Genomic DNA, 25,417 nt, shown 5'->3' with positions numbered 1-25,417 from the left:
GCTGTGGTCCCCGTACGCCACAAGCTATGAAGCCTCACCACTGAATAGGAGACACCCGTGTCAGATGCCCAGCAGATCACCCTCATCGTCGATGGCGAAGAGAACAAGGTGACTACCGGGACCACCGGGGCAAAACTCTTTTTCGAACGCCGCGATGTTGTGATTGCCCGGGTCAACGGTGAACTCAAGGACCTGGACCAGGAGTTGCCGGACGGTGCCGAGGTCGAAGGCGTCACCATTGAATCTCCCGACGGACTTAACGTCCTTCGCCACTCCACGGCGCACGTGATGGCCCAGGCCGTGCAGCAGTTGCGTCCCGACGCGAAGCTGGGCATTGGCCCGTACATCACCGACGGCTTCTACTTCGACTTCGACGTCGCCGAGCCATTCACCCCGGAAGACCTGAAGACCCTGGAAAAGATGATGCTCAAGATCGTCAACCAGAACCAGAAGTTCGTCCGCCGGGTGGTCTCCGAGGACCAGGCCCGCGAGGCCATGAAGGACGAGCCCTACAAGCTGGAACTGCTGGGCAAGAAGAACGATGCCGATGCCGTCGACGCCGGTGAAGGAGTCAGCGTTGAGGTTGGCGCCGGGGACATCACCATTTACGACAACATTGACCGCAAGAGCGGCGACGTCATCTGGTGTGACCTCTGCCGCGGCCCGCACCTGCCGAACACCAAGCTCATCTCCAATGCGTTCGCCCTGACCCGTTCATCGTCGGCGTACTGGCTGGGCAACCAGAAGAACCAGCAACTGCAGCGCATCTATGGCACAGCCTGGCCCACCAAGGACGCGCTGAAGGCCTATCAGGAACGTATCGCCGAAGCTGAGCGGCGCGACCACCGCAAGCTCGGCGTCGAACTTGACCTTTTCTCCTTCCCGGACGAGCTGGGCTCGGGCCTGCCGGTGTTCCACCCCAAGGGCGGCATTATCCGCAAGGAGATGGAGGACTACTCCCGGCGGCGCCACGTCGAGGCCGGGTACGAGTTTGTCTACACCCCGCACATCACCAAGGGCCACCTGTATGAAGTCTCGGGACACCTGGACTGGTACAAGGACGGCATGTTCCCGCCCATGCGCGTGGATGAGGAACTTAACGCCGACGGTACAGTCCGCAAGCCTGCCCAGGACTACTACCTCAAGCCAATGAACTGCCCCATGCACAACCTGATCTTCCGGTCCCGCGGACGGTCCTACCGTGAACTGCCGCTGCGGCTCTTCGAATTCGGTTCCGTCTACCGGTACGAAAAGTCCGGTGTGGTGCATGGCCTGACACGCGTCCGTGGCATGACACAGGACGACGCGCACATCTACTGCACCCGCGAGCAGATGAAGGACGAACTGACAAAAACCCTGACGTTCGTGCTTGACCTGCTGAAGGACTACGGCCTTAACGACTTCTACCTGGAGCTCTCCACCAAGGATCCGGAGAAGTATGTCGGCGAGGACGCAGCCTGGGAAGAAGCAACCCGGACCCTCGCCGAAGTGGCCGAAGAATCCGGCCTGGAACTGGTCGCCGATCCAGGTGGAGCCGCCTTCTACGGCCCGAAGATTTCGGTCCAGGCGAAGGATGCCCTCGGCCGTACCTGGCAGATGTCCACTATCCAGCTGGACTTCAACCTTCCCGAACGTTTCGAACTGGAATTCCAGGCAGCCGACGGCACCCGCCAGCGTCCCGTGATGATCCACCGTGCACTCTTCGGTTCCATCGAGCGGTTCATGGGCGTGCTGACTGAGCACTACGCCGGAGCCTTCCCGGCTTGGCTGGCGCCTGTCCAGGTGGTGGGCATTCCGGTGGCGGAGGCTTTCAACGACTACATGTTCGACGTCGTGGATCAGCTTAAGACTGCCGGTATCCGTGCTGAGGTGGATATCTCCTCGGACCGCTTCCCGAAGAAGATCCGCACCGCGAGCAAGGACAAGATCCCGTTTGTCCTCATCGCCGGTGGCGAGGATGCCGAGGCCGGGGCTGTTTCCTTCCGGTTCCGCGATGGCAGCCAGGACAACGGCGTGCCAATCGCTGAAGCAGTACAACGGATCAGCGACGCCGTACGGAACCGCGCAAGCTAGCGAAGGATCACACAGGTGCAGGAGAACGCAGGCTATTCCGGGGACGCCGGCGTAACCGACGAATTTGAACTCGCCGGTGTGCCGGACGCTTTCCAGCGCCTGTGGACTCCGCACCGGATGGCCTACATCAAGGGCGGCCAGTCACAGTTCCAGAACAAGGATGACTGCCCGTTCTGTGTAGGGCCAGCGCGAAGTGACGAGGAAGCCCTTATCGTGCATCGGGGCAGTACTTGTTACGTGGTGCTGAACCTGTTTCCCTACAATCCGGGTCACCTGCTGGTTTGCCCGTACCGCCATGTGCCGGACTACACGGATCTCACTGCCGAAGAGACCATGGAATTTGCCCTGCTGACGCAGACTGCCATGCGCGTACTGCGTAAGGTAGCCAACCCGGGAGGTTTCAATCTCGGAATGAACCAGGGTGTGGTGGGCGGCGCCGGAATCGCCGCCCACCTCCACCAGCACGTGGTGCCGCGGTGGGGCGGAGACGGCAACTTTTTCCCCATCATTGCCCAGACCAAGGCCATCACCCAGACCCTGGACGAGGTCCGTCTCCAGGTCTCCCAGGCCTGGCCGGGGGAAGCCGATGCTGAATAGGTACGCGAGGACCTTTTTTACGTCCCTGTTTTCACCCCTGGCCCGTTGGCTGCTCCGCATAGGCGTAACGCCCGACGCCGTCACGATTGTGGGTACCGCCGGGGTAGTGGTTGGCGCCCTGGTGTTTTACCCTCTGGGCCAGCTGTGGTGGGGCACGTTGTTCATCACTGCGTTCATCTTCTCGGATGTTATCGACGGCATTATGGCCCGCCTTTCCAACGGCGGCGGACGCTGGGGAAACTTTCTCGATTCGACCCTTGACCGCCTTGCTGACGGCGCCTTGTTCGCCGGAGTTGCCATCTGGTTCTTTACCGGCGGGGCAGACCGTTCTATTGCGATCGCCGCGCTGCTCTGCCTGGTCCTGGGCATGGTGGTGTCCTACGTGCGGGCAAAGGCTGAATCGCTCGGCTTTGATGCAAACATAGGAATCGCCGAGCGCGCCGAGCGGCTGGTATCAGTGCTTGTCGTCACGGGATTCACCGGCCTGGGCCTGCCTCCGGTAGTGCTGCTGGTGACGCTGGTGGTGCTGGCCGCAGCCAGCCTGGTCACGATTGTGCAGCGGATGCGGACTGTCCGGCTGCAATATCTGGGCGATTCAGGCGTCGTTCCGGAAACATAAATTCAGCCCTGCCCCTGCTGGGGACTAGTATTGGTTGTGCCCGATCACGTGATCCGGCACACCCGCGGGTATAGCGCAGGCAGCGACTGCCACCTGTTTCCCGCTGACGATTATCTAGCTACCCATAGGGGTTTTTGTGTCTACACCAGATGTAAGCAACGAAGCCGGCGTGCCCGCCGCAAGCGTAACGGGCAGCAGCCGTGTCAAACGCGGCATGGCGGAGATGCTCAAGGGCGGCGTCATCATGGACGTCGTTAACGTCGAGCAGGCCCGCATCGCCGAAGATGCCGGTGCTGTTGCCGTGATGGCGCTGGAACGCGTTCCGGCTGACATCCGTGCCCAGGGCGGTGTCTCGCGCATGTCGGACCCGGACATGATCGACAAAATTATCGACGCCGTGTCCGTCCCGGTTATGGCCAAGGCCCGGATCGGCCACTTCGTCGAAGCCCAGATCCTGCAGTCCCTCGGCGTTGACTACATTGACGAGTCCGAAGTTCTGACCCCGGCCGACTACGTCAACCACATCGACAAGTGGAACTTCACGGTCCCCTTTGTCTGCGGTGCCACCAACCTCGGTGAAGCCTTGCGTCGCATCAATGAGGGCGCGGCCATGATCCGCTCCAAGGGCGAGGCCGGCACCGGGGACGTCTCCAACGCCACCGGCCACATGCGCAAGATCCGTACCGAAATCGCCAAGCTCGCAGCACTGCCCGAGGACGAGCTGTACGTTGCCGCCAAGGAACTCCAGGCTCCGTACGAGCTGGTGAAGGAAATTGCAGCCACCGGCAAGCTTCCTGTGGTGCTGTTCACCGCCGGAGGCATCGCCACCCCGGCGGACGCCGCCATGATGATGCAGCTCGGCGCCGACGGCGTGTTCGTTGGTTCCGGTATCTTCAAGTCCGGCAACCCGGCTCAGCGCGCAGCTGCCGTTGTGAAGGCAACCACCTTCTACGATGACCCGGACGTCATTGCCAAGGCCTCCCGCGGCCTGGGCGAGGCCATGGTAGGCATCAACGTGGACGAGATCCCGCAGCCGCACCGCCTCGCCGAGCGCGGCTGGTAAGTCTTCCGGCCTGCGGCCGAAAGCCGGCGTCATCCTCTGCGCGCTATTCCCCGCGCTCTGTAGCAGCTAACGTTCTGGTCAAGGCGCGGGGCCCCTTTTACGCGCGCTGCCGGATCACACCGACTTTCGTTTTGCTTTAGATTCTAACCGCGACGGCGGCGGGTCACCTGCTTTGGTGACCCGCCGTCGTTGGTGGTTGAGCTTGTCGAAACCCCGCTATCCCAGGCCGCGGCGTTTCAGCAGTGGCTCCAGTTGGGCTTCCCGGCCCCGGAAGGCGCGGAAGGACTCGAGCGGATCGCGGCTGTTTCCCCTGGACAGCAGCTCGGTGCGGAAGTGCTCGCCGTTGGTGCGGGTCAGGCCGCCGTTTTCCTTGAACCATTCAACACTGTCGGCATCCAGCACCTCACTCCAGATGTAGGAGTAGTAGCCGGCCGAGTAGCCGTCGCCAGCGAAGATGTGTTGAAAATAGCCAGTGCGGTAGCGCGGCGGGATCAGGGCGTGGGCCACGCCGGCCGCCGCCAGCGCCTTCGCTTCAAACTCCACGGCGTCTTCGGGGATCCCCTCCGCCGCAAGGACATGCCAGGCGAGGTCAAGCAACGCGGCCCCAAGGTACTCGGTTGTCCCGAAGCCTTCGCCCCACAGCTGCGACGCTTCCAACCGGTCGACGGTTTCCCGGGGCAGTGCTTCGTTACTCTGGTAGCGGCGGGCGTAGTTTGCCAAAACTTCCGGCCACATGATCCACATTTCGTTGACCTGGGACGGGTATTCCACATAGTCGCGCGGCACTGCCGTTCCGGAGAACCTCGGGTAGGTGACGTTGGAGAGCAGTCCGTGGAGCGCGTGACCGAACTCATGGAAGACGGTGCGCACCTCGTCCAGGGTCAGCAGGGTGGCCTCACCTGCCGGTGGCTTGGAGATGTTGAGGGTGTTGATCACCACTGGACTGGTGTCCAGGAGGGTTGACTGGTCCACCAGCGAGTTCATCCAGGCGCCTCCGCGCTTGGTCTCCCGCGTATAGTAATCGCCCAGGAAAAGCCCCAGGCCCTTGCCATCAGCATCAAATACCTCCCAGACCCGGACGTCAGGGTGGTAGCCCGTAAGGTCTCCGCGTTCATTGAAGGTGAGGCCGAAGAGCCGATGTGCCGCAAAAAACACTCCGTCCTTTAAAACCCTTTCGAGCTCAAAGTACGGCCTCAGCGCTTGTTCATCGACGGCAAAGCGTTCACGACGCACCTTGGCTGAGTAGAACGCCCAGTCCCATGCTTCGAGGGGATGCCCGGCGGACTCCGCCAAAGCTGCTGCCTCGGCGTCGGCATTCCTGACCGCAGGCGCCGCCAGGCGGTGCAGCATAGCCTCTACAGTGGCGAAGTCGGGGGCAGTCTGGCGTTCCACGACCAGCTCCGCGTAGTTTGCGAATCCTAACAGCGCAGCCTTTTCGGCGCGGAGCCTTGCCAGTGAACTCGCCAGTTTCCTGACATCGAAAGGACCGCCGTCACTGCCCCGGGCGATGGAGGCGTTATAAAGGCGCTGCCGGAGTCCGCGGTTCTCCAACACGGCCAGGGCAGGCTGGTTGCTGGGCGGGATAAGGGTCAGGAGATACTTGCCATGGTGCCCTGAGGCACTCGCGGCTTCCGCGGCGCTGGCTATGTCATCTGCGGGCAGGCCGGCCAGTTCCGCGGCATCATCAACCAATACGCCGGCGGCCTTCATGGCCTCCTTGGTACGCTGGCCGAACTCCGTGCCAAACCGGGATAGCTCGGCATTGAGTTGCCTGAGTTTTTCCTGACGCGCCGGGTCCAGCTGAATGCCGGACTGGCGGAATTCTCGAAGGTATTCGGCCACCAGGCGGTGGGATTCGGCATCCAGGCCGGAGGTGTCGATGGCCGCAAACCGTTCGTAGAGCGCACGGTTGAGGTAGATGGCGTCCTGATGCGCAGTAATTTTGGGCATCACGTCCGTTTCGAGATGCCGGATCACCTCCGAGGCGTCTGCCGAAACAAGAGTGAAGAACGCGTTGGCGGCCCGCTCCAGGACCTTGCCCGAACGTTCCATGGCAACCGCGGTGTTCTCGAAATCAGCCGGCTCCGGATTGGATATGATCACGTCAATCTCTTCGAGCTGGTCCTGCAGGCCGGCTTCCAGTGCCTCGGCGTAATGGCCTTCCTCAATCCGGGCGAACGGCGGCAGCTGATAGGGGAGGCTGCTGGGGGCAAGCAGCGGATTGCTGCTGGAAGTGTTCGTCATGAACCAACACTGTCATGACCCTGCTGCGACGCCCGGTATTGGCCGTTAAACAAAACTGAGTAGCAGTAACTGCCGTTTAGGAGCATCTAAACGGCAGTTACTGCTACTTAGTTGGGGGAAATCAGGCCTGCTTGAACACGATGGACATCGGGGTGGCCTGCGCGCCCTGGCCCTGTGGGTTGTCCTTGAATATGGCCTGCACAGTTTCCTTGGCCAGGCCGGTGTCGTGGCCCATCGCCACGACACCGAGGTCGTTGGCGTCCATGATGGCCGTGCCGGCAAACGTTGCGGCATATTCGGCCGGCACCGTCTTGCGGACGAGCTCGCTGATCCGCCGCGCCACAGCTTCCGGGTCCTTCGGTGCCAGCTTCACGGAATTGGCGGAGGAACCCAAGCTGTAGGGGGTGGCACCATCGATGGCGTTGATGTTGTTTCCCACCACGTCGTAAAACACGCCGCTCTTGCCCCGCAACTTGCCCACTACGCTCGCAGCGGCGGCCTTGGCGATCAGCGGCAAACCCACCTCGTTGATGGCGATCTGCATGGACCACGGGCTTCCCAGCCCGATCCCGGCAGGGGTCCGCATCACAAACTTGCTGAGCACGCGGGCGACGGGGGAGACCTTGATCTCCCAGACCGGGAAGGACCGTCCTTGGGTGATCGCGACGATCTTTTCGCTCACCAGAAGGTACCAGGGGGTGCCGGCGACGGCCGTCCGGGTTTCGTCGTCGGCTGAGGGAAGGCCGTCGAAGAACCGCTTGACGTAGCCAACCACCTCCGGATCCAGCTCCGTTTCCCGGGTGAAGACCCCTGTCTGGATGGGGTAACGGCGGAACGTTTCGCCGCCCGCCTCTGCCGGTACGGTGATCTCCAGTTGCTTGCCCGGGTTGGCCTCGTAGTCGCTCTTGTTGAGCTTTACGTCGTCCGGAGTCTCATTCCGGTCGATGAACTCCCGGAACCACAGCTCAACGTTGAGCAGGCGCCAGAAAACCATGGTGTCGGCGTCGTTCTTTCCGTTCAGGTATTCCTCGAACGCGGTCAGGACGGCTTCGCGGTTCCAGTACGGCCGCTCGGCGAAGGAGTTGGACATGAAGACCTGGTAGATCCGCTCCTTCATCAGCCCGAACCACTCGGCTTCCGGGGTGGTGAAGCCGATCTTGTTGCGGCGGTTGCTGATCTTTTCCGGCAGCAGGCCACGGGTGGCGTCCCGCAGGATGCGCTTGTTCCAGCCGCCCTTGATGATGGATTCGTCGGAGAGGCTGAAGAGGAATTTGACCACTTCCTTGTCCAGGAACGGTACGCGGCCTTCCAGGGAGAAGCGCATGGTGTTCTTGTCCTCGTAGCGCAGCAGCGAGGGCAGGGACTTGTGGAAGAGGTCATCAATCAGCCGAAGCTTCATGTTGTCCGGGATGTTGCTGAACTTCTCGCCCCGATGGGCTCCGACGAAGTCCTTCTTCAGCAGCGAGGCCATGGTGACGGTCTTCCTGGCCGTCAGCTTGGAACGCAGCCGGAAGCGGCCCAGCCGGTAGAAGATATCCAGCGACTGGCTCGCCTCGCGCAGCAGGGTGCTGTAATCACCCTTGGCCTTGAGCTGGCGCAGGTAGGCGAAGTAGTAGGGGATGTAACCGGCCATCATCTCGTCAGCACCCTGGCCGTCGAGCAGCACCGTGACGTGCTTGGACGCTTCCTTCATCACGCAGTACTGCGCGTAGGGGCCGGAGGAGATAATGGGCTCCTCCATCGTGCGGACGAAGTCTTCCAGGTCCTCGGCGAAGCCCTCCGGGGTGGGCAGGATCTTGTGGGACTCGATGTTGCCGCTGCACGTGGCGATGGCGGCGTCTGCGTAATGTTCCTCGTCGTTGATCGAGTTCGGGAAGACTGCGCTGAAGGTATTCTGCTTCGTGCCTAGAGATTCGGTGGCAGCGGCGTTTTCCTGCATCAGTTTGTTGATGGTGACCACGACGGCGGACGAGTCCAGGCCGCCGGACAGCGCCGAACCAACAGGGACTTCAGACTGGAGTCGGAGCCGGACCGCTTCGGTGAAACGCTGCCGGTACTCTTCGGTCACCTCAGGCGTGTACGGCCGGTTGATGCTGGAGAGTTCCTCCAGTTCCTCACGCAGCCGGGTGAAGGCGGAGATGCTGTACTGCCCGGTGGCGGTGTCGATTTCCATCATTTCGCCGGGCAGCAACTTGTTGACGCCGTCAAAGAAGGTCTCGGCTGAGTCGTCGTGGATACGGTACTGGAGGTACCGGTACAGAATGCGCTCGTTCGGCTTGCGGTCGATTTTTCCGCTTTCCAGCAGCGGCCGGATCTCAGAGGCGAACATGATCTTGGGGGATTCGCTGGTGCCGGCATTGGCCCAGTACAGCGGCTTAATGCCGAAGTGGTCGCGGGCCAGGACCAGGACGTCGCGCTTTTTGTCCAGAATGGCGAAGCCGAACATGCCGTTGAACCGGTCAAAGGCGGCGGTGCCCCACTCCTCGTAGGACTGCAGCACAACCTCGGTGTCCGACTGGGTCCGGAACGTACGTCCCAGGGCTTCGAGTTCGGCACGCAGGTCGAGGTAGTTGTAGACCTCGCCGTTGTACACCAGGACGGTGGCGGCATCAGAGCTGATCATCGGTTCCTGGCCGTGCGCGACGTCGATGATGGACAGTCGGCGGTGGGCCAATCCGGTGTTGCCTTCGGTGAAGTAACCCTCGCCGTCCGGGCCGCGGTGCTCAATGCACGCATTCATTGCCTTCAGCAGGACTTCGTCTTCTCCAAAACCGTGGTATCCGGCGATTCCGCACATACTGCTACCTCTTCAATCGTCTTTCGAGTCCCGGTCAATACTACTTGGGATGTACTGCCGAGGGCCCCGGATGCAGCCCCAGTGCCTGAGCCCCTAGACTGTCACAGTGCAGAATCAGCAAGCTTCCTCCCCGGTTGTGGGCGTCCTGGCCCTGCAGGGGGATGTCCGTGAACACCTCCAGGCCATCGAATCCGTGGGGGCACGAGCAGTAGGAATCCGCCGCCCGTCCGAACTCGACGCCGTCGACGGCCTGGTGATTCCCGGCGGTGAATCCACCACCATGGACAAGCTGGCCCGCATGTTTGAACTTGCCGATCCCATCCGGAACCGGATTGCGGACGGCATGCCGGTGTACGGTTCGTGCGCTGGAATGATCCTGCTGGCCAACGACATCGCCGATCCTGCCAAGGATCTCAAGGGCAACCCGCAGCAGACGTTCGGTGGCCTGGACATCACTGTACGGCGCAACGCCTTCGGCCGGCAGCGCGAATCCTTCGAAACCAGCCTGGACTTCAAGGGCCTGGATTTCAGCGCGGGGGAGACCGGCGTGGAACCTGTCCATGCAGTGTTCATCCGCGCGCCCTGGGTGGAACGGGTAGGGTCCGACGTCGAAATCCTGGCACAGGTGGAACCTGCGGATCCCGGGCACGCGTCCCACGCGGCCCCACTGCCGGGGACCGCTAGAATTGTTGCAGTGCGTTCGGGCCAGCTGCTGGCCACCTCCTTCCATCCGGAAGTGACCGGGGAGAAACGCGTACACGAACTTTTTATCCGCATGATCAGAGGAGAAGCGTAAAGCATGTCAGGCCACTCCAAATGGGCAACGACCAAGCACAAGAAGGCCATCCTCGATAGCCGACGTGCCAAGTCGTTCGCCAAGCTGATCAAGAACATCGAAGTAGCCGCGCGCATGGGTGGCCCCGACCTCGCCGGTAACCCCAGCCTGGAACTCGCTGTCACCAAGGCCAAGAAGACTTCCGTTCCCGCAGACAACATCGACCGCGCCATCAAGCGCGGGGCCGGATTGACCGGTGAAGTGGTTGACTACACCGAAATCATGTACGAGGCACGTGGCCCGCAGGGTTCGGCACTGCTGGTTGAATGTCTGACGGACAACAAGAACCGCGCCGCCTCCGAGGTCCGGCTGGCAATCTCGCGCAACGGCGGCACGATCGCCGATCCCGGTTCCGTCAGCTACCTCTTCACCCGCAAGGGTGTTGTCAACCTGCCCAAGAACGGGCTCAGCGAGGACGACATCCTCATGGCAGTCCTCGATGCCGGGGCCGAAGAAGTCAAGGACAACGGCGACAACTGGGAAATCCACTCGGAGCCCACGGACCTCCCCGCCATCCGCGAGGCGCTCACCGCGGCCGGAATCGAGTACGAGACCGACGAAGTCGAGTTTGTGCCGTCCATGCAGGTAGAGCTCGACGTTGATGGCGCCCGCAAGTTCCTCAAGCTCGCTGATGCGCTTGAAGAGCTCGACGACGTCCAGAATGTCTACAGCAACGCCGACCTCAGCAATGACGTCCAGGCAGCCCTGGAAGCTGAGTGAGCCGCTCCACTTCTAAGGCCGAGGCCCGGAATTGACTCTCAGGGTATTGGGAGTTGATCCGGGCCTCACCCGTTGCGGCATCGGCGTGGTGGATGTGGAACGGAACCGGCGGGCAACCCTGGTGGCCGTCGGCGTCGTCGGCAGCACGCCGGACAAGTCCCTGGACCATCGGCTTCTGGTCATAGCAGAGTCGATCGATGAGTGGCTGGACCGCTACAAACCGGAAGTGCTCGCCGTCGAACGCGTTTTTTCGCAGTTGAACGTCAGCACGGTCATGGGTGTTGCCCAGGCCTCCGGAGTGGTGATTGCGGCAGCGGCACGGCGGGGTATCCCGGTGGCACTGCATACGCCATCGGAGGTAAAAGCGGCCGTCACCGGCAGCGGCTCGTCCAACAAGGAAGCGGTCACCAAGCTGGTGACCAAGATCCTTCGCCTGGACGCCCCGCCCCGCCCGGCCGACGCCGCCGACGCCCTTGCCCTGGCCATCACACATGCCTGGCGGGCCGGCAGTGGTGCTGCTGTTGCCACCACCGGGCCCGGGAGCCAATCACTGACCCCTGCGCAGCGTGCCTGGGCAGACGCGGAAGCCAAGGCGCGCCGCGGACGATGATTGGGCGGAACCCCAGCTGACGCTTGCTAGGGTATTCGTAGATATGTTCGGATAGCCGGTGCGTGCCGGCAGTACAGCAGGAGCGCGGCTTTGATCAGTTTCCTTCGCGGCACAGTGGCACATGTGGGTTTGTCCTCCGCAGTGATCGATCTCAATGGCGCAGGGATGAGCGTTCATGCCACCCCGCAGACGCTGAGCCGCCTGAAGACCGGGGAGGAAGGCAAGCTCTTCACCACCCTGATCGTCCGTGAGGACTCGCTGACCCTCTTCGGCTTCGCTACCGATGATGAACGGGAAGTCTTTGATGTATTGCTCAGCGTGAGCGGGGTCGGGCCGCGTCTGGCCCTCGCCGTCCTGGCCGTCCACGAACCCGAGGCCATCAGGGTGGCTGCCCATACCGGAGACACCAAGGTGTTCACCAAGGTCCCCGGCATTGGACCAAAAGTTGCAGGCCGGCTTGTCCTTGAACTTGCCGGCAAGCTGGTGCCGCATGGGACGCCGGTGGCATCGCCGGCCGCCACAGTTACGGAGCTGATGTGGAAGCCGCAGGTGATGGCCGCCATGACCAGCCTGGGCTGGTCTGAGAAGGATGCTTCCTCCAGCATCGACAAATCCCTTGCTGACAGCCCGGAAATAGCCGACCGCGGCAACGTGGCGGAAATCCTCCGTGCAACACTCCGCTGGCTTGGCCAGGACGGAGCCCGCACGGGGGCGAGGGCGGGAAGCCGTGGCTGAACCTTCCATTGTTGCCGGTTCCGAGGAGCCGGAGGAAAGGGTCATCGAGGCCGCGCTGCGTCCACGGAACCTGGACGATTTTGTTGGCCAGCACCGTGTGCGCAAGCAGTTGTCACTGGTCCTGCAGGCATCGCGGATGCGCGGACGAAGCGCAGACCATGTGCTTTTCTCCGGTCCCCCCGGCCTTGGCAAGACCACTCTTGCCATGATTGTGGCTGCTGAAATGAACGCCCCGCTGCGCATCAGCAGTGGTCCGGCGATCCAGCATGCCGGGGACCTTGCGGCCATCCTGTCTTCGCTGTCCGACGGCGAGGTGCTGTTTTTGGACGAGATCCACCGCATGTCGCGGCCCGCCGAGGAAATGCTCTACATGGCCATGGAGGACTTCCGGGTGGACATCGTGGTGGGCAAGGGCGCAGGCGCTACTGCCATCCCGCTTGACCTGCCACCATTCACGCTGGTCGGTGCCACCACCAGGGCCGGGCTGCTGCCGGGACCGTTGCGCGACCGCTTTGGCTTCACGGGCCATCTTGAGTTCTACTCGGTGCCGGAACTGGAACTGGTCCTGCGTCGGTCGGCGGGCCTTTTTAATCTCAAGGTCAACTCGGCGGGCTTCAGCGAGATTGCCGGCCGGTCGCGGGGCACACCGCGTATCGCCAACCGGCTCCTCCGCCGCGTCCGTGACTGGGCACTGGTGCACGGCGTGGAACAGATCGATGCCCGCACCGCTTCTGCCGCCCTCGATATGTACGAGGTGGACAAACGCGGCCTGGACCGGCTGGACCGGGCGGTCCTGGAGGCTTTGATTATCAAATTCGGCGGCGGGCCGGTAGGCCTGTCCACGCTGGCCATCGCGGTCGGCGAGGAGACTGAAACCGTTGAGACTGTCGCGGAGCCGTTCCTTGTCCGGGAAGGCCTGCTGGGACGCACTCCCCGGGGCCGCATCGCGATGGCTCCGGCGTGGACCCACCTGGGACTGGCAGTCCCCGCCGGAGCCTTCGGCCAGGGGACGCTTGATGTTTTCGCCCCGGAAGAAGATGACGAAGCCGCGGGGGATTGGTCCCCAAACGGTCGCTAGCAGCGTTCTGCCATGTTTTCCCTTTAGACTGGGATGACGCGCGACACGTTCGGGCCATGTTCCTGTGTGTACTGCCCGGGACGGGCCGGACGGTGCCGTACTACCAGCCGTACACCCCAGCTATGTAACGCAGCTATGAAACCCAGAATGGAATTATCCCTGTGGATCCAATGACAATCCTGCTGTTCTTGATGCTCGGAGTCTTCATCTTCATGATGTTCCGGAAGAACAAGAAGACCCAGCAGGCGCAGGCAGAACTGCAGTCCAAATTTGCTCCGGGCGTAGAAGTGATGACCAGCTTCGGGCTCTTCGGCCGCATCGTGTCCATCAATGAAGAGAACAACAAGGTGGAGCTGGAACTGTCCCCGGGCAACTTGGCAACTGTCCACCGGCAGGCTGTCACCAAGGTAGTCGAAACCGTTGAAACGCCTGTTGACGAGTCCGTCGAACAGCCGGAAGCCTCCGCCGTACCGAACGACGCGTCCTCGCTGACTGCGGACCATGCCACTGCCGAGGGTGAAACCCCGGAGGAGACCCTCAGGCGCCTCAACAATGAAGGCAAAAAGGACAACTAGCCCGGGTTTGTCCTGCGCTCTCGGAAGGTTATGAGGAAGATTACCCATGGCACGTAGTGGCCCCAAACATTCAGGCCTCCGGGTCCTGGTCTGGCTCGGCGTTGTACTCGCCGTCCTGACCGCGGTCCTCGCCGGCGGCACCCTTGCAGGCCAGGCGAGCTGGGCGCCCAAGCTGGCGCTGGACCTTGAAGGCGGCACCCAGATGATTCTGGCGCCAAAGGTCGACGGCGGCTCGGAAATCACTGAGGAACAGCTCGACCAGGCGGTGGCCATCATCCGCCAGCGCGTTGATGGTTCTGGTGTTGCCGAAGCGGAAATCAGCACCCAGTCGGGCCGCAACGTCGTGGTGAGCCTTCCCGGAACGCCGTCGTCCGCAACCCGTGCCCTCATCCAGGCTTCCGCGGACATGGACTTCCGGCCGGTATTGCTTGCCGGTCCAGGCGCTCCGGTTCCGGCCGAGCAGCGGGCACCGGAGGACCAGCTCCCGAAGCCAACGGCGGAACCCGCCAATGGCAGCGACATCAACTGGGTTACTCCTGAGGTTTACCGGGAGTTCGAGGCGCTGGATTGTGACAATCCAGCGCAGGACCAGCAGGAGCGTTCGGATCCAGCGGCGCCGTTGGTGACCTGCGAGCCGGCCACTGCCGACACACCTGGCATGAAGTACATTTTGGGACCTGTGGAGGTGGAAGGCAGCAACATCGTCGATTCCAGCTTCCAGCTCACCCAGGGTGCCCAGGGTGCCGTGACCAACATCTGGGGCGTGCGCATTGAGTTCGACGCGGACGGAACCCAGAAGTTTAAGACGGTCACTGAAAGACTGCACCAGTTTTACCTCGCCGCGGGCGGGGAGACGGGGGCTGACCCCAAGTCGCAGTTCGCGATCGTGCTCGATGACCAGGTCATCTCGGCTCCCCGTGCCCAAGCGGTCATCACGGACGGCCGCCCCGAGATCACCGGAAACTTCACAGAGGCATCGGCCAAGGCGTTGTCTGACCAGCTGAAATTCGGTGCCTTGCCCATCAGCTTCGAAATCCAGAGCGAGCAGCAGATCTCTGCGACCCTCGGTGGTGAGCAGCTGCGCATGGGCTTGCTGGCCGGTATCATCGGCCTGCTCCTGGTGGTGGTGTACTCGCTGTTCCAGTACCGCGCCCTGGGCCTGGTGACCATCGCTTCTCTGGTGGTGGCAGGCGTTCTCACCTATCTGGCCATCGCGATCCTGGGCTGGACTGAAAACTATCGGCTCTCGCTGGCAGGTGTTGCCGGCCTCATTGTCGCCATTGGGCAGACTGCTGACTCGTTCATCGTGTACTTCGAACGGATCAGGGACGAGTTGAGAGAAGGCCGCGGGCTGGTTTCCGCAGTCGAGAACGGCTGGAAGCGAGCCAAGCGCACGGTCCTTGCCTCCAAGGCCGTCAACCTGCTGGCCGCCCTGGTGCTGTACTTCGTGGCCGTCGGCAACGTCCGCGGCTTCGCATTCACGCTCGGCCTGACCGCCATCGCTGACCTCATCGTGGTCTTTATGTTCACGCATCCCACCCTGCGCCTTCTGGCGAGGACCAAGTTCTTCGGCGAGGGCCACAAGTTCTCGGGGTTGGATCCCGCCCGTCTCGGAGCCGTGCCGCTGTACCGTGGCGCCGGCCGGGTCCGCACCCCGGACGACAAGTCCGTTGTTCGTGCAAGGAACGCCGGTGCAGCCGCGGAAGCAGAACGCCGCATGACCATCGCAGAACGCCGGCTCGCCGAGAAACAGGAACAACTTGCCGGGTCCTCCAAGAGCACCTCGAAGGAGGGCCAGTAAATGACTACCACCTTCGCCAATTTCGGTAACGAGCTCTACACCGGCAAGCGCTCCTACGCTTTCGTCGACACCAAAAAGTTGTGGTTCATCATCGCTGCTGTTGCGGTGGTCCTTTCCATCCTGCTTCCCATCGCCAAGGGCGGGTTCAACCTCGGCATCGAATTCCGGGGTGGGTCTGAGTTCACGGTCTCCAACGTCCAGGCCACAGATCCGGCCCTCGGCGAACAGGCAGTCGAGGAAGTTGTTCCCGGCAGCATTCCCCGTGTCGCCAACGTAGCCGGTACCACCATGCGCATCCAGACGGACAAGCTCACCGATGACGAGACACTGCGGATCAAAGAGTCCCTGACCACTGCTTACGGTGTCACTGACGATCAAGTGACTTCTACCTTCGTTGGACCGACCTGGGGTGCGGATGTTACCAAGCAGGCCCTGATCGGCCTGGTGGTGTTTGTCGTGCTGGCCTCACTGTTGATGGCGTTGTACTTCCGGACCTGGAAGATGTCGCTCTCCGCTATCACCGGCATGGGCGTGACCATGTTCATCACCGCCGGAGTGTACGCACTCAGCGACTTCGAAGTGACCCCTTCGGCGATCATTGGGTTCCTGACGGTCCTGAGCTACTCGCTTTATGACACCGTGGTGGTCTTCGACAAGATCCGGGAGAACACCGCGGAGATCAGCCGCTCCACCCGCCGGACCTTTGCCGAGGAAGTAAACCTCGCCGTGAACCAGACGTTGGTGCGTTCGATCAACACCATGATGGTGGCCATCCTTCCCGTTGGTGCCATCCTGTTCATCGGCGCCGGCCTCCTCGGTGCCGGAACGCTTCGCGACCTGTCACTGGCACTCTTCGTGGGCATCCTGATCGGCACCGCCGCGACAATTTTCATCGCGGCACCCATGTATGCCTGGCTGCGCCAGGGCGAGCCTGACCTCGTCAAGCAGGCCAAGCGTGTGGAACATCGTCGGCGCGAAGAGACCCCGCAGCGGTCAGGCCAGCCGGAAATGGCCTAGGGCCTCCGCCTTCCATTTATCAACGGGCCGGGCAGCGTCGGGAAACCGGCGTTGCCCGGCCCGTTGGCATATCCGCCCCGGTTATCAAAGTCGCCGCAGGCAGGAATAGACTGGGGTCATTAAATGCTCGTGAGGGGTGCTTCATTGGAAGAACGTTCGGCGTCGGCGCCAGTGTCAAAGGGGGACAGTTCTGCCGTGCCCGGGACCGGGACGGGAGTTGCCGCACCCGGCAGGACGGCGCAGGGGCCGGTGGAGAATTCCGGTGCCCGCCCAACGTTCCCCGGACGACGGGAGCGCACCCGTTCACGCCTGGCACGGCTGACCGGGCGGGGTGCGGCCACCTATTCACCCATTCTTGAACCGTTGCTGCGCACGGTACGCGCCAACAATCCCAAAGAAGACTTTGACCTGATCCAGCGGGCTTTCGAGATAGCCGAGAAAAGCCACCGCGGGCAGAAGCGCAAGAGCGGCGATCCTTACATCACGCACCCGGTAGCCGTGGCTACGATCCTCGCCGAGCTTGGCCTCAGCGGTACCACGCTGGCTGCGGCGCTGTTGCACGACACTGTGGAGGACACTGCCTACACCCTGGAAAACCTGAAGGCTGATTTCGGTCCTGAGGTGGCCATGCTGGTAGATGGCGTCACCAAGCTGGACAAGGTGAGCTTCGGTGAAGCCGCGCAGTCCGAGACCGTCCGCAAGATGGTTGTGGCCATGGCCAAGGACATCAGGGTCCTGATGATCAAACTGGCCGACAGACTGCATAATGCGCGCACCTGGCGTTTTGTCTCAGCGGAGTCATCGGCAAGGAAGGCCCGCGAGACGCTGGAGATTTTCGCGCCGCTGGCCCACCGGCTTGGCATGAACACCATCAAATGGGAGCTTGAGGACCTGTCCTTCGCGGCCCTGTATCCCAAGGTGTACGAGGAAATTGTCCGGATGGTGGGCGACCGGACTCCGGAGCGTGAGAAGTCCCTGAGCGTTATCCGGGACCAGATCGCTGATGACCTGCGTACCGCCCGGATCAAGGCGACCATTACCGGCCGCCCCAAGCACTATTACTCGATCTACCAGAAAATGGTGGTCCGGGACAAAGACTTCGACGACATCAACGACCTCATGGGTGTCCGGGTGCTGGTGGACTCGGTGCGGGACTGTTATGCGGCGCTAGGGACCATGCATTCGAGGTGGAACCCGCTGCCGGGCAGGTTCAAGGATTACATCGCGATGCCAAAGTTCAACATGTATCAGTCGCTGCACACGACAGTGATTGGCCCTGGCGGCAAGCCCGTGGAGATCCAGATCCGAACCCACGAGATGCACCGCAGGGCAGAGTACGGTGTTGCGGCCCACTGGAAGTACAAGGACCAGCCCAACCGGACGGCGGTAGCCCCCGGGAACAGCCGCGATGGCGACATGGGATGGCTGCGGTCCCTGGTGGACTGGCAGCAGGAAACCTCGGATCCGGGGGAGTTCCTGGATTCGCTGCGTTTTGAAATCAATGCCCGCGAGGTATTCGTCTTCACTCCTAAGGGTGAGGTTATGGCCCTGCCCGCAGGTTCCACCCCGGTGGACTTCGCCTACGCCGTCCACACCGAAGTTGGACACCGGACCATCGGCGCCCGCGTTAACGGCAAGCTGGTCCCCCTCAACAGCGAACTGAACCACGGCGACTGGGTGGAGATCTTCACGTCCAAGGCCGAAGGCGCCGGCCCCAGCCAGGATTGGCAGCACTTCGTTAAGAGTGCCCGCGCCCGGAACAAGATCCGGCAATGGTTCAGCAAGGAACGCCGCGAGGAAGCAATCGACCGCGGCAAGGAATTGCTGACCCGCGCCATGCGCAAGCAGAACCTGCCCCTCCAGCGCCTTATGACCCACGAAGCCCTGGCCGCCGTGGCAGAAGACCTCAAGTATGTGGACATCTCCGGGCTCTATGCAGGAGTCGGCGACGGCCACACCTCTGCGCAGTCTGTCATGGAGAAACTGGTTGACCGCCTGGGCATCAATGACAGCCCTGATGACGAACTCAATGAAGTCAGCATCCCCACCCATGTGTCCAAGACCAAGTTCTCGGACTCCGGAGTGGTGGTTCGCGGCGTAGGTGACGTGTGGGTGAAGTTGGCCAGGTGCTGCACACCCGTCCCGCCGGACCCCATTCTTGGCTTTGTGACGCGCGGTTCGGGGGTCTCGGTGCACCGGACGGACTGCACCAACGTGTCGGACCTGAAGGACCAGCCGGACCGGATCGTGGACGTCGAATGGGCGCCTACCCAGTCCAGCGTGTTCCTGGTGGAGATCCAGGTGGAAGCGCTCGACAGGAAGTCGCTGTTGTCCGACGTGACCAGGGTGCTTTCCGAGAACCACGTGAACATCCTCGCGGCGAGCGTGCACACGTCAACGGACCGACTGGCTATCTCGAAGTTTGCTTTCGAAATGGGCGACCCCAAGTACCTCCATCACGTGCTCAACGCTGTCCGCAGGATCGACGGCGTCTTCGATGTCTATAGGACCACTGGCAACAAGAGACGCAGCTAGCAGGGCAAGCTTTTCCAGGGCGGCCCTCTTGTGGGGCAACCGTGGAGTGGCCTCGATGGCCAGTGTCAGCAACCTGAGCCGGACATCCTGTTGCGGCCGGGCCAGAAGTCCCCGCAGCGCCGGGACTGCGCGCGTGGCATCCACGTGCAGGGCGATGTCCAATGCCGTGCGCAGCGGACTGGACACCATCAGGCCACCGATACTCACCACGTCAAATGGCCCAAGGCGGACCTCGTGAAGGGTGCATCCGCGGGTGGAGCGCAGGCTCGAAATCCGGCGCTTGGAATCGACCAGAAGGGCGAGCCTGTCCGGTTCCGGCGAGCAGCCGTGGATCCAGGCAGCGGTCAACCGGCCGGCCACCACCCGCTGCCGGATCACCGGCGGCACCCCCAGCGCGGCCGAACGGGCCCGCAGCTGCGGCGTTGCCGAATGGCCCGGCGGGGCGTAGCCCTGCTGATAGACCTGCTGAAGAACACCGTCCGTTGCCATGGCCTGGAGCTCGCTCCAGGTGAACAGTTGGCCCGCGGCGTACAGATCCATGAACTGCACTGCCGGCAGAGGTTCCAGGGCAGCTGAAGCCCGGGATGGGGAAGTCATTGCCATTCAGCAATCCTCCCGTGGACGGCAGGGACGGGACAGGCCCCGTGCCGGCTATGTGGATAACCGGTACGGGGCCTGCTCTATGCCGGACGGAGCCCGGCGGTTGCCTGTACCTAGGAGAGTTCGCTGGCCGAACGCTGAAGCTGGTCCAACCAGGCCTCGCGGGCTTCCAGGGCTTCCTTGGCGGCCTTGGTCTTCCGCTGGTCGCCTGCCTTCTCTGCAGCCGCCAGGTCATCCTTCAAACCGGCAATAGCTGCCTCAAGCTGGGACAGTGCGCTATTGGTCCGGGCCTTGGTCTCCGGGTTGGAGCGCTGCCACTTCTCGTCTTCAGCCTGGCGGACCGCATCTTCGACGCGGCGCAGTCCGGCTTCGATCCGCCCCATGTCGGCGCGGGGTACCTTGCCGGCTTCTTCCCAACGATCCTGGATTGACTGCAGCTGCTTCTTGGCAGCGGCGATGTCCTTGACAGGCAGGATGGCATTGGCCTCCACCAGGAGTGCTTCCTTGACCGTCAGGTTGGCCGAGTACTCCTGGTCGATTTCGTCATTGGCTGCCTGGCGTGCGGTGAAGAACGCGTCCTGGGCCGCCCGGAACCGGGACCACAGGGCGTCGTCGTCCTTGCGGCTGGCGCGCGGTGACGCCTTCCACTCGTCCATCAGACGCCGATACTCACCAGCGGCATATCCCCAGTCAGTCGATGTGGAAAGCGCCTCAGCCTCAGCGATGAGTTTTTCCTTCGCCGACTTTGCCGCGGCATTGTTGCTGTCCAGCTGTGAGAAATAGGCACGCCGGTGCCGGTCAAAGACCGTCCGCGCGGCACGGAACCGCTTCCAAAGGGCTTCTTCGTTGCTGCGGCCGAGCCGGATGCCGCTCTTCTGGGCCGTCTTCCAGGTTTCGAAGAGTTCGTTCATCCGTGCACTGGAGGTTTTCCACTGGACCTGCGCGGGATCAGCGCCGGCAATCGACTCTGCTTCAGCCACGATGGCTTCGCGGGCCTCGAGTTCTGCAGTCCTGATGGCCTCGTGCTCGGCTTTTTCACTGCGTTCCAGTTCAGCGATCTGATCGCTCAGGGCGTCCAGCCGGGCTTCGGCGGACCGGATATCACCCACCATGTTCTTTTCGGCGAGCTGATCGCGCAGGTGATTGACAGTCTTTTGCATGTCCGCGCTGGGCGCTTTGGAGTTCACGCGCTGTTCCAGGAGAACGATCTGGGCCAGGATGTCGTCGAATTTACGGGCAAAGTAGGCAAGCGCCTCATCATCGCTGACGCCGGGATACTGGCCGGCAGGGTGCTCCTCGCCATCAATCCTGAGAAACACGTTGCCGTCGCCTTCGACGCGGCCCCATTGTGCAGCTTCCGCCAGTGAAGTGGCCGGAAGGATCGGCGCCGGGGCGGCTGCGGGAGCAGCGGCAGCGGGCCTGGGCCGCGAGGCGAAAGCTGCGGGAGACGGGGCAGCCCGATGCGGATTCGGCGCAGCAGCAGGAACGGGAGCCGGAGCTGCCGTTTCGGGTGCCTGTTGGGTTTCCCCCGTTTCAGCGGCTGGCTCTTCAGCGGCCGCCGGTTTCTGGGCATCGGACGGTTCAGCCGCCGTCGTGTGTTCTTCAGCTGCTGCGGACGCTGCGCTTTCCGGAACAACGGGGGTCTCCACCGCAGTGTCCTGCTTGGCTTCTACTGCCGTTTCGTCGGATTTCTGACTGTCTGTCACCGCTAAAAATCTTTCGCTTGGAGGAAACTGCTTCCATCTGCCTGGGTACCGGCGCCCTGCTGGGCAGCCGTTACTCGTTCAGAGACAACGAGTCTATCGTGACTGCCTGCACCGGTGTGCCGTCGTTCTCGCTGTTCACGGGCGTGACGCCCGCTGCCGCGATTCCCGTGACGGTCTCAAGGCCCGAGGTGATCCTGCCCATCACTGTGTAGCCGCCCGCGGAATCAGCCGGGATGCGGGTGTCCTTGTAAACGATGAAGAACTGGGTGCCGTTGCCGTAAGCGTTGTTTCCCGTACGCGCCACGGCGATGGTGCCTGCCGGGTACATGTCATCCGCCGGCGTATTTTCCAGCGGGCCCCAGGTGTAATTGGGATCGCCGCCACCTTTGCCGTCCCCGGACCCGCACTGAAGCACACCGAATTCGTCGGCGATGGTGAGCCGGTGGCAGCTCTTTCCGGTATAGAACCCTTCGTCGCTCAGCGTCTTGAAGACCGCGGCCGCCTGGGGGGCGGCGGTGCCGTCCAGTTCCACGCCGAGCGGCGAGCCGTTCAGGACCAGTTCGCCCGTGAATGTCCTGCCGGCGGCAATGTCCGCGGACGGGACGGTGGGACTATTGGTTCCTTCCGATGCCGAAGGCGACGGGCTGGCGGACGCCGACGGGCTGGTGAGCCCCGCCTCGGCAGCCGCGAATTCGTCTTCCGTCGGATTTCCGGCAAAGACCGTCAGTTGGAGGACGACGGCGACGACGACAGCTGCGGCTCCCGCACCGACGGTGATGAAGTTATCCCGCCTGCGACGCTGAACCTGGTCCCTGCGGAGTTCACGTTTCGCCTCCATCTGCTGGATCCGCCGTTTCGCATCGCGCGAGCTGCGTGGGCTGGCCGCCAAGGGTCCTCCTCTGGTTGGGCCACCGGCACACCCGTGGGGGCAAAGCCGGCGGTAGGTTCGAATGGCAGTCGCCGCTCCGGGCCGAAAGTCTGGTCAGGTCCTTGCCCCGCCTGCTGGAGGGCTGCCTGTTAGGGACTGCGGCGGCGAAAGCATAAACTGACTGCCGCACATAGTTTATGCATGACAAGCTGGGCAGCAGCGGTTCCTGAAGCGTTTCGGGCCGAATATCGGGCAAAGTTCCAGCAGCCAACACCTGAGGAGAAATTCCACCATGGCACGCACCGCCTCCCTGTCCGGATTCCCCGAGTGGCTCCCCGAGGAACGGTTGGTGGAGCAGCATGTGCTGGACACGCTGCGCCGGGTCTTTGAACTGCACGGCTTCGGTTCGATCGAGACGCGCGCAGTGGAAACCCTTGGCCAGCTTCTCCGCAAGGGCGAAATCGACAAAGAGGTCTACGGCCTGAGCCGGCTGCAGGACGATGACGGAAACAACGGCGCCGCCAGCCACGATCCCAACGCACTGGCCCTGCACTTCGACCTCACAGTACCTTTTGCCCGGTATGTGGTGGAAAACGCGGGCTACCTTGCGTTCCCCTTCCGCCGCTACCAGATCCAGAAGGTCTGGCGTGGTGAGCGCCCGCAGGAAGGCCGTGCCCGTGAATTCACCCAGGCGGACATCGATGTAGTGGGCGACGGCGAACTGCCGTTCCGCTACGACGTTGAAATCGCCCTGGTCATCGCAGAGGCCCTCAGTGCCTTGCCCATTCCGGAATTCCGGCTGCGCATCAACAACCGCAAACTGGCCGAAGGTTTCTACCGGGGGATTGGGTTGGAAGATACTGCCGGAGTCCTCCGCAGCATCGACAAGCTGGAGAAAATCGGTGCAGCCAGGGTATCCGAGCTCCTCCAATCCGAATTGGGCGCCACCGCGGAACAGGCGGAACTTGCCCTTAAGCTGGCAAGCATCCGCACCGAAAACACCTCGTTCGTTGGCCAGGTACGTGCTTTGGGTGTCAGGGACCCGCTGCTCGAAGAGGGCTTGAGTGAGCTCGAACAGGTCATCGAAGCAACCGTGCAGCGCGTGCCCGGCAAGGTAGTGGCAGACCTCAGCATCGCCCGCGGCTTGGATTACTACACCGGCACCGTGGTGGAGACCGTACTGGTCGGGCACGAACAGCTTGGTTCAATCTGCTCCGGCGGCCGCTATGACGCTTTGGCGTCCAAAGGCAACCGCAAGTTCCCGGGTGTGGGCCTGTCCATTGGTGTTACCCGGCTGGTGTCCAGGATCCTGAGCCAGGACTTCGCCAAGGCCTCGCGGTCGGTTCCCACGGCGGTGCTCGTAGCGCTGAACAATGACGACTCATGGAGCGCCGCACAGGACATCGCCGGACAACTGCGTGGCCGAGGGATTGCTACGGAAGTTGCCGCCAAGGCGGAAAAGTTCGGAAAGCAGATCAAATTCGCTGACCGCCGCGGCATCCCGTTTGTCTGGTTCACGGACGATGACGGCAAGCACCAGGTCAAGGACATCCGTTCCGGCGAACAATCGGATGCGGACCCCTCAACCTGGACGCCGCCGTCAGAAGACCTGGCAGTCCAGGTCGTGACGAACTAACTTCGCCGCCGAAGGGCCGCCCATCGGTACCCAACACCGACTGCCAGCACAGCCAGCATGACCATCACGGAGGCCAGTGGCAGCGTCACTGCAAGGAGCAGGCAGGCGACGAAACCCACTGCCGCTAACCATTTCGGGGCGTAGCGGGGGTGCGTCCGGAGCGTAAAGGCGGAAGCATTTGCCACCGCGTAGTAAAGCAATACACCGAAGCTGGAGAAGCCAACCACAGTCATCACATCAGTGCTCAGCAGCAGAACGATGACGACCGCGCAGACCGTTAGCTCCGCATTGAACGGTATGGAATGCGGTCCACCAATTTTGGCCAGCGGCCGGGGTAGATCGCCTTCGCGCGCCATGGCCATCGCCGTACGTCCAACCCCGGCCACAAGTGCCAGCAGTGCTCCCAGGCAGGCTGCAGCAGCACCGACCTGAACCAGCCACGCCCCCTGCTCCAACCGGGAAAACCGGACGGCATCAAGCAACGGTGAGGTGGAGGTGTTCAGGACGCCGGACGGCAAATGGGATTGCAGCAGGAGCGCCAAAACGACATAGATGCCGAAGGCTGCGGCCAGGGCCACAAGAATCGCCCGCGGGATGGTCCGTTCCGGGTCCTTCACCTCTTCGCCGAGGGTGGCGATACGCGCATAGCCCGCGAACGCGAAGAACATCAGGCCGGCCGCGGGCAAGATGCCCGTCGCGCCACCCGGTGCCGGCCCGGACAAAGCCCCGTCGGCGGTGCCCGGGCCGGCAGAATGCGGACCGAGCACGGATGCGAGTGCGACGAAAATAAGCGTGGTCAGCACGATTCCCAGCAGGATGCGGGTGAGCAGGGCCGTCCGTGTCAGGCCCAGCAGGTTGACCCCGGTTAGTGCAACGACGGCGGCAACGGCGAGGGGAGTGGCCCAGTCGGGTGCAACATAGTGGCCAAAAGTGAGGGCCATGGCGGCGCAGGAGGCCGTCTTCCCGGTAACGAAACCCCAGCCGGCCAGGAACCCCGGCCAATCGCCCAGTTGCTGACGGCCGTAAACATACGTTCCGCCGCTGGCCGGATATTTCGAGGCCAGCACCGCGGAGGCGACTGCATTGCAGTAGGCGACGACGCCGGCCACCAGCACTGCCAGGACCAGGTATTCGCCAGACAGGGATGAGGCAGGAGCAAAGACGACAAAGACGCCTGCGCCCAGCATTGATCCCAAGCCGATCGCTGAGGCGTCGAAGACACCAAGCGTCCGCTTGAGCCCGGGTTGCGCATTCATGGCTGGGGACGGTCCTTTCCAACGGGTAAACTCGAACGGGATCGTTCCAGGA

Annotated in this window: 19 protein-coding genes; 14 read left to right on the top strand and 5 right to left on the bottom strand. The window is 62.6% G+C overall.

Going from position 1 to position 25,417, the window contains the following annotated elements; translation table 11 throughout:
• The first annotated feature begins 57 nt into the window (after positions 1-57).
• The 4 genes from thrS (at position 58) to pdxS (ending at position 4,352) form a co-directional block, all read left to right on the top strand.
• Positions 58-2,073 (top strand): threonine--tRNA ligase, encoded by a 2,016-nt coding sequence (gene thrS / locus AC50X5_RS00640; protein WP_494974280.1) that lies wholly within the window; start codon positions 58-60, stop codon positions 2,071-2,073.
• Between the two features lie 15 nt (positions 2,074-2,088).
• The gene (locus AC50X5_RS00635; RefSeq protein WP_494974279.1) at positions 2,089-2,670 is read left to right on the top strand and encodes an HIT family protein; all 582 of its coding nucleotides are present in this window, start codon (positions 2,089-2,091) and stop codon (positions 2,668-2,670) included.
• Positions 2,660-3,289 carry a phosphatidylinositol phosphate synthase gene (gene pgsA / locus AC50X5_RS00630; protein WP_494974278.1) on the top strand — a complete coding sequence of 210 codons (630 nt, stop codon included), beginning with the start codon at positions 2,660-2,662 and terminating at the stop codon, positions 3,287-3,289. The genes AC50X5_RS00635 and pgsA overlap by 11 nt, the downstream gene beginning before the upstream one ends.
• Positions 3,290-3,425: 136 nt before the next feature.
• Positions 3,426-4,352, top strand: coding sequence for a pyridoxal 5'-phosphate synthase lyase subunit PdxS (gene pdxS / locus AC50X5_RS00625; RefSeq protein WP_494974277.1), 927 nt, complete (start codon positions 3,426-3,428; stop codon positions 4,350-4,352).
• Between the two features lie 216 nt (positions 4,353-4,568).
• Here the strand turns inward: pdxS and AC50X5_RS00620 are convergent, their stop codons facing one another.
• Both AC50X5_RS00620 and asnB read right to left on the bottom strand, forming a co-directional pair.
• Positions 4,569-6,596: a M3 family metallopeptidase gene (locus tag AC50X5_RS00620; RefSeq protein ID WP_494974276.1), complete on the bottom strand. Its 2,028-nt coding sequence runs from the start codon at positions 6,594-6,596 to the stop codon at positions 4,569-4,571.
• A 121-nt stretch (positions 6,597-6,717) separates the two neighbouring features.
• Positions 6,718-9,393, bottom strand: coding sequence for an asparagine synthase (glutamine-hydrolyzing) (gene asnB, locus AC50X5_RS00615; RefSeq protein ID WP_494974275.1), 2,676 nt, complete (start codon positions 9,391-9,393; stop codon positions 6,718-6,720).
• Positions 9,394-9,499: 106 nt separating this feature from the next.
• Between asnB and pdxT the strand changes: the two genes are divergently transcribed.
• The 9 genes from pdxT to AC50X5_RS00570 all read left to right on the top strand — a co-directional run bounded on the left by pdxT (position 9,500) and on the right by AC50X5_RS00570 (position 19,299).
• Positions 9,500-10,189, top strand: coding sequence for a pyridoxal 5'-phosphate synthase glutaminase subunit PdxT (gene pdxT / locus AC50X5_RS00610; protein ID WP_494974274.1), 690 nt, complete (start codon positions 9,500-9,502; stop codon positions 10,187-10,189).
• A 3-nt stretch (positions 10,190-10,192) separates the two neighbouring features.
• Positions 10,193-10,948 (top strand): YebC/PmpR family DNA-binding transcriptional regulator, encoded by a 756-nt coding sequence (locus AC50X5_RS00605; RefSeq protein WP_463933640.1) that lies wholly within the window; start codon positions 10,193-10,195, stop codon positions 10,946-10,948.
• A gap of 31 nt (positions 10,949-10,979) precedes the next feature.
• Positions 10,980-11,558 carry a crossover junction endodeoxyribonuclease RuvC gene (gene ruvC, locus AC50X5_RS00600; RefSeq protein WP_494974273.1) on the top strand — a complete coding sequence of 193 codons (579 nt, stop codon included), beginning with the start codon at positions 10,980-10,982 and terminating at the stop codon, positions 11,556-11,558.
• Between the two features lie 90 nt (positions 11,559-11,648).
• Complete coding sequence (ruvA, locus tag AC50X5_RS00595) at positions 11,649-12,293, top strand: Holliday junction branch migration protein RuvA (protein WP_494974272.1); 645 nt, start codon at positions 11,649-11,651, stop codon at positions 12,291-12,293.
• On the top strand, positions 12,286-13,371 hold the full coding sequence (ruvB, locus tag AC50X5_RS00590; protein ID WP_494974271.1) for a Holliday junction branch migration DNA helicase RuvB: 1,086 nt from the start codon (positions 12,286-12,288) through the stop codon (positions 13,369-13,371). The genes ruvA and ruvB overlap by 8 nt, the downstream gene beginning before the upstream one ends.
• Before the next feature lie 170 nt (positions 13,372-13,541).
• Entirely contained in the window at positions 13,542-13,946 is a 405-nt protein-coding gene (gene yajC / locus AC50X5_RS00585) for a preprotein translocase subunit YajC (protein ID WP_494975187.1), read from the top strand.
• Positions 13,947-13,992: 46 nt separating this feature from the next.
• The gene (gene secD, locus AC50X5_RS00580; RefSeq protein WP_494974270.1) at positions 13,993-15,747 is read left to right on the top strand and encodes a protein translocase subunit SecD; all 1,755 of its coding nucleotides are present in this window, start codon (positions 13,993-13,995) and stop codon (positions 15,745-15,747) included.
• On the top strand, positions 15,748-16,764 hold the full coding sequence (gene secF, locus AC50X5_RS00575) for a protein translocase subunit SecF (RefSeq protein WP_494974269.1): 1,017 nt from the start codon (positions 15,748-15,750) through the stop codon (positions 16,762-16,764).
• Between the two features lie 144 nt (positions 16,765-16,908).
• On the top strand, positions 16,909-19,299 hold the full coding sequence (locus AC50X5_RS00570) for a RelA/SpoT family protein (RefSeq protein WP_494974268.1): 2,391 nt from the start codon (positions 16,909-16,911) through the stop codon (positions 19,297-19,299).
• Positions 19,300-20,012: 713 nt separating this feature from the next.
• On the opposite strand, the gene AC50X5_RS00565 is transcribed toward AC50X5_RS00570, so the two are convergent.
• On the bottom strand, positions 20,013-21,605 hold the full coding sequence (locus AC50X5_RS00565) for a DUF349 domain-containing protein (RefSeq protein WP_494974267.1): 1,593 nt from the start codon (positions 21,603-21,605) through the stop codon (positions 20,013-20,015).
• A 70-nt stretch (positions 21,606-21,675) separates the two neighbouring features.
• On the bottom strand, positions 21,676-22,494 hold the full coding sequence (locus tag AC50X5_RS00560) for a peptidylprolyl isomerase (RefSeq protein ID WP_494974266.1): 819 nt from the start codon (positions 22,492-22,494) through the stop codon (positions 21,676-21,678).
• 271 nt (positions 22,495-22,765) lie between these two features.
• On the opposite strand from AC50X5_RS00560, the gene hisS reads away from it, so the two are divergent.
• Entirely contained in the window at positions 22,766-24,109 is a 1,344-nt protein-coding gene (hisS, locus tag AC50X5_RS00555; RefSeq protein ID WP_494974265.1) for a histidine--tRNA ligase, read from the top strand.
• Here hisS and AC50X5_RS00550 read toward each other — a convergent pair.
• A complete protein-coding gene (locus AC50X5_RS00550; RefSeq protein WP_494974264.1) occupies positions 24,106-25,365 on the bottom strand; it encodes an APC family permease in 1,260 nt (419 codons plus the stop codon). The genes hisS and AC50X5_RS00550 overlap by 4 nt on opposite strands.
• Between the last annotated feature and the right edge of the window lie 52 nt (positions 25,366-25,417).

Source organism: Pseudarthrobacter sp. MDT1-40-2 (genome assembly GCF_059383595.1).
The sequence above is the reverse complement of the archived record's forward strand: the minus strand, read 5'-3'. Positions and strand labels throughout refer to the sequence as shown.